Origin of the sequence: Pseudomonas sp. AM4(2022), from assembly GCF_036346515.1 — a bacterium.
In the GTDB taxonomy this organism is placed as follows: Bacteria; Pseudomonadota; Gammaproteobacteria; order Pseudomonadales; family Pseudomonadaceae; genus Aquipseudomonas; species Aquipseudomonas paracarnis.
On record NZ_JAOTNW010000060.1, the window covers coordinates 1 to 1,146 of the forward strand.

Here is a 1,146-nt window from a genome sequence, read left to right on the forward strand (position 1 = left end):
TGTGGGAGATTCTATGGTTGGGGGGAAGCCCCAAAAAACGCTTTTGATTGGTACTCGCTTTGATTTTTCATGAGCGAAAAGGCGATACGCGCTAACTTGCGGGCGATGATGACCAGGGCTTGAGTTGTTTTCAGGCCCCTGGCCAGATAGCCCTCGTATAAAGGCTTCCAGGCTTCTGACCTAATACCGGCTGACGCCGCGTTATGCAGCAACCTGCGGATTTCTGAGTCTCCTTTCTTGCTCAAAGAACGACGTCCGTTCATTTGCCCTGAGTCGGACACCCTCAAGTCCATTCCCAGAAAAGCGATGTAAGCGTCAGCACTTTCAAACTCTCCTCGTTGAAAGGCCATGGTCAAGGCAACTGCCGTAAGAAAGCCAATGCCCTCGACGGCTTGGCAGCGTCTGACTTGATGCAAAACACCCGCTTCAGTGACAGCCGCTAATATCCGTTTTTCAATGAGCGCTTCATGCCTATCAAGACAAGATGAAATGCTCTTGGACGAGGCTTTGAGCAACGGCTCACCTGCCCAGCTCTGGTTCAGTGCAACACGCATCTTCACCAGTGCGGCACGTCGGCGAAGCAAGCTTTGAAGCTTGGTATAAATTTTCGGCGGCGGATTCCAGGCACGCAAATCAGCCTGTTCATTTCTCAAATAACGAGCCAGTAACTGCGCATCGCTGAGGTCTGTTTTGGCGCGCCCACCAGTGCCTTTACGGTAGTGATTCAGTCGATATCCATCGATCACATAAACCTTGTGACCCATTGAGTGAGCCAAGTTGACGGTATCTAGGTGATAGATATTGGTGGCTTCAATTGCAATTGCACTACCTGCGGGCAACGACTTCAGCCACGTTTTCAGCTCAGGTTTATTGTTCGGTACGATCGTTGTTTCAGCCGTTTCACTTCGATAGACCACAACTTCGGCCTTGGCGACATCCACACCGATGATTGATTGCGAGACAGTCATTGCCATGAAAAACGCTCCGGGTTAGGGTTTGCAGGCTTGTCGGGGCTTCACCATTGCGCTGGCTTGCTTCTATCGTCGGTCATGGCCGATGCATTCCTTATCGGCGCTTTGGTGAAGGGGTGGGGCGAAGTCTCCCACGGTCTGTACTGGCTAGAGTCAGATGCTGGCTTTTAGTCCC

1 protein-coding gene is annotated in these 1,146 nt (G+C 51.7%); it reads right to left on the reverse strand.

Annotation, left to right across the window (positions count from 1 at the left end):
- Positions 1-11: 11 nt before the first annotated feature.
- Positions 12-974 carry an IS110 family transposase gene (locus ODQ19_RS27945; protein ID WP_330211830.1) on the reverse strand — a complete coding sequence of 321 codons (963 nt, stop codon included), beginning with the start codon at positions 972-974 and terminating at the stop codon, positions 12-14.
- Between the last annotated feature and the right edge of the window lie 172 nt (positions 975-1,146).